Annotated in this window: 1 protein-coding gene; it reads left to right on the forward strand. The window is 62.4% G+C overall.

Going from position 1 to position 4,973, the window contains the following annotated elements; all coding sequences use genetic code 11:
* On the forward strand, nt 1–4,973 hold a 4,973-nt coding region (locus ACYYKW_RS26365; protein ID WP_464991579.1), incomplete at both ends, for a beta strand repeat-containing protein.

Raw genomic sequence — 4,973 nt, forward strand, 5'->3', positions numbered from 1 at the left:
ACGTGCCGACCGCGGCCAATGACGTGTACAACAATGGCAGCACCGTCAGCACCACCATAACTGGCGCTACCGGTGGCAATTTCGAAAACCTGGTGCCGAACACGACGCCAGCCGTGACCACAATCACCGACTCGGTCGATGACACCGGACTGAGCCTCAGCGCCAGCGGTTCCGTGGCCGAAGGCGGCCAGATCACTTACACCGCGACGTTGACCAACGCCGCTGGCTCGCCAGTGACCGTGACCTTGTCTAACGGCGCCGTGATCACCATCAAGACTGGCGAAACCACCGGCACCGCGACCGTAGCTGCACCTGCCGATGACGTCTACAAAGACGCCGGCTCGGTGCAGGCGACGATCACCAGCGCCACCGGTGGCAACTTCGAAAACCTTGTCCCGAGCACCACGCCAGCGGTCACTCAGGTCACCGACACCATCGATACCTCGACGGTCAAATTGACCGCCGATACTTCGGTCGCCGAAGGCGGCACCGTCACTTACACCGCCACCGTCGGCGCGCCAGTCACCGGCTCGCCTGTTGTCGTGACATTGGCCAACGGCCAGAACATCACCATCGCCGTCGGCCAGACCACCGGTTCCATCACCTACACCGCTCCGAACGACGCGCTGACCGGCAACGCTCCGCTGACCAACTCAATCACCAACGTCAGCGGCGGCAACTACGAAAATCTGGTTGCGGACAAAACTCCAGTTTCGACCACCGTCACCGACGTTGCCGACACCACCAATCTGTCGCTGAGTGCGACAGGATCCGTGGCTGAAGGTGGCCAGATTACGTACACCGCGACGCTGACCAACGCCGCTGGCTCACCGGTGACCGTGACCTTGTCCAACGGCGCCGTGATCACCATCAAGGCTGGCGAAACCACCGGCACCGCGACCGTTGCTGCACCTGCCGATGACGTCTACAAAGACGCCGGCTCCGTGCAGGCGACGATCACCAGCGCCACCGGTGGCAACTTCGAAAACCTGGTACCAAGCACTGCTCCAGCCGTGACGACAGTCACCGACACCATCGATACCTCGACGGTCAAATTGACCGCCGATACTTCGGTCGCCGAAGGCGGCATCGTCACCTACACCGCCACCGTTGGCGCACCGGTTACCGGCTCGCCTGTTGTCGTGACGTTGGCCAACGGCCAGAACATTACCATCGCCGTCGGCCAGACCACCGGCAGCGTTACCACCCCCGTATCGAATGACGTCCAGATCGGTCACGCACCGTTGACCAACTCGATCACCAACGTCAGCGGCGGTAACTACGAAAATCTGGTTGCCGACAAGACCCCGGTCAGCACCACCGTGACCGATACCGTCGACACCACCACCGTTGCGTTGACCGCCACCGGCAACGTCAACGAAGGCGGGCAGATCGTCTACACCGCGACGCTGAGCAACCCGGCCGGCACGCCAGTCACCGTAACCCTGAGCAACGGCTCGACGATCACCATCGACGCCGGCAAGACCACCGGCACCGTGACCGTTCCGGCGCCGGCCGATGACGTCTACAAAGACGCCGGCAAAGTCGAAGTAACCATCAAGGACACTGCGGGCGGCAACTTCGAAAACCTCGTCGCCAACCCGACGCCGGCGGTGACCAACGTCGCCGACACGGTCAACACCACGCACCTGACCCTCAGCGCTGAAAGCTATGTGCTCGAAGGCACCTCGATCACCTACACCGCGACCCTGACCAACGCCGCGCAGACGCCGGTGACCGTCAACCTGAGCAACGGCCAGACCATCACCATCGAAGCTGGCAAGACCAGCGGTTCGGTGACCGTCGCCGCGCCGAGCGATGACGTCTACAAGGATGTCAGCAAGCTCACCGTGACCATGACCGATGCCAGCGGCGGCAATTTCGAGAGACTCGACGTCAGCAAGACCCCGGTCAGCACCACGGTCAACGACACCGTCGACAAGACCAGCCTGACCCTGACCGCCAGCGACACCGTCAGCGAAGGTGGCCAGATCACCTACACCGCGACCCTGAGCAACCCGGCCGGCAGCGCCATGACGGTGACCCTGGCCAACGGCGCGGTGATCAACATCGCTGCCGGCGCCACCAGCGGTTCGGTGAACTTCCCCGCCCCGGCCAACACGCCATACGTGGATGGCGGCAAGGTGCAGACGGCGATCTCCAGCCACACCGGCGGCAATTTCGAGAAGGTCGATGCCGATCGCTCTGCGGTCGTGACCAAAGTCACCGACAGCGTCGACACCACCAATATCAGCCTGAGCGCCACCGGCAGCGTTGCCGAAGGTGGCTCGATCGTCTACACCGCGACCCTGACCAATCCGGCCGGCACGGCAATGACCGTGACCCTGAGCAACGGTGCGGTGATCAACATCGCCAAAGGCGCGACCAGCGGCACCGCGACGGTCGCCGCTCCCGGCGATGACGTTTACAAGGACGCCGGCAAGGTCGATGCGAGCATCACCAAGACCAGCGGCGGTAACTTCGAAAATCTGGTGGTCGACAAGACCCCGGCCGTGACCGATGTCACCGACACCATCAATAACAGCACCGTTTCACTGACGGCCAGCGCCAGCACCGTCGAAGGTGGCGTGGTGGTGTACACCGCGTCCGTGACCGCACCAGTCACCGGTTCGCCGGTAGTTGTGACCTTGTCCAACGGCCAGACCATCACCATCCCGGTCGGCGCCAGCAACGCCAGCGTCAACTTCACCGCGCCGAACGATGCTCTGGCCGGCGGCAACACGCTGAGCGTCAAAATCGACGGCACCAGCGGTGGCAATTACGAAAACCTCGTCGCCGATAAAACCCCGGCCGTGACCTCGGTGACTGACGTTGCCGACACCACCAACCTGTCATTGTCTGCGACTGGCTCCGTGGCCGAGGGCGGTTCGATTGTCTACACCGCGACCCTGAGCAATCCGGCCGGGACGCCGGTCACCGTGAATCTGAGCAACGGTGCGGTCATTACCATCGAAGCCGGCAAAACCACCGGCACCGTGACCGTTCCGGCGCCTGCCGATGACGTCTATAAAGATGCCGGCAAAATCGAAGTCACGATCAAGGACGCCTCGGGCGGCAACTTTGAAAATCTGGTGCCGAGCAGCACGCCGGCGGTCACTGATGTCACCGACACCGTTGACACCTCGACAGTCAAATTGACCGCCACCGAGACCGCTGCCGAAGGTGGCACTGTCACCTACACCGCCACGGTCGGCGCGCCGGTCACCGGTTCGCCGGTTGTTGTCACCCTGGCCAACGGTCAGAACATCACCATCGAAGTCGGCAAGACCAGCGGCAGCGTGAGCACTACCGCGCCGAACGATGCATTGACCGGCCACGCGCCGATCACTAACTCGATCACCAACGTCAGCGGCGGCAACTACGAAAACCTCGTTGCCGACAAAACCCCGGTCAGTACTACCGTGACCGACACCAGCGACACCACCAACCTGACGCTCAGCGCCACCGGTTCGGTGAATGAAGGCGGGCAGATCACCTACACCGCCACCTTGAGCAACGCCGCCGGTTCGCCCGTCACCGTGACCTTGTCGAATGGCGCGACGATCACCATCGATGCCGGCAAAACCACCGGCACCGTGACCGTCGATGCACCAAAGGACGACGTCTACAAAGACGCCGGCAGCGTTGAAGCGACCATCAAAGGCGCCACCGGTGGCAACTTCGAAAACCTGGTCACCAGCACCGTTCCGGCGGTGACCACCGTCAACGACACCATCGACACCTCCACCGTGTCACTGAGCGCTACGGCGAACGTCGCCGAAGGCGAAACCGTGGTCTACACCGCGACCGTGGGCGCGCCAGTCACCGGTTCGCCGGTGATCGTGAGCCTGTCCAACGGTCAGACCATCACCATCGCCGTTGGCGAAACCACCGGCAGCGTCAACTACGTCGCGCCGAACAGTCCGCTGGCCGGCGGCAGTTCGCTGAGCGTGACCATCGATGGCGCCACGGGCGGCAACTACGAAAAACTGGTGGTGGATGGCAAGTCCGCGGACACCGCGGTATCGGACACCACCGACACCACCAATCTGAATCTGACTGCCAGTGATTCGGTAGCCGAAGGTGGCCAGATCACCTACACCGCAACGCTGACCAACCCGGCCGGCACACCGGTGACCGTGACCCTGTCGAACGGCGCCGTGATCACCATCAAGGCTGGCGAAACCACTGGCACCGTGACCGTTCCGGCACCGGCCGATGACGTCTACAAGGATGCCGGCAAAGTCGAAGTCAGCATCAAGGATGCAACGGGCGGCAATTTCGAGAACCTGGTGCCAAGCACTGCTCCGGCGGTGACCAACGTCACGGATACCATAGACACAACCACCGTCAAACTGACTGCCACCGAGTCGGCCGCTGAAGGTGGCAACGTTACCTACACCGCTACTGTTGGCGCTCCGGTAACCGGTTCGCCTGTGGTCGTGACTCTAGCCAACGGCCAGACCATCACCATCGGTGTTGGCCAGACTACCGGCACCGCGACTACCACCGCACCGAACGATGTGTTGAACGGTCATGCACCGATCACTAACTCCATCACCAATGTGACTGGAGGTAACTTCGAAAATCTGGTTGCTGATAAGTCGCCGGTTTCGACCAACGTTACGGACACCGTCGACACCACCAACCTGTCGCTGAGTGCAACCAGTTCCGTGGCTGAAGGTGGTCAGATTACGTACACCGCAACCCTGACCAACCCTGCCGGTTCGCCAGTGACCGTGACGCTGTCCAACGGCGCCGTGATCACCATCAAGGCTGGCGAAACCACCGGCACCGCGACCGTGGCTGCGCCGTCCGACGACGTCTACAAAGATGCCGGCTCCGTGCAGGCGACGATCACTGGCGCCACCGGTGGCAACTTCGAGAACCTTGTTCCGAACACCGCTCCAGCCGTGACGACAGTCACCGATACCATCGACACTTCGACGGTCAAATTGACCGCTGATACTTCG

Source organism: Pseudomonas sp. 15C (assembly GCF_055484735.1).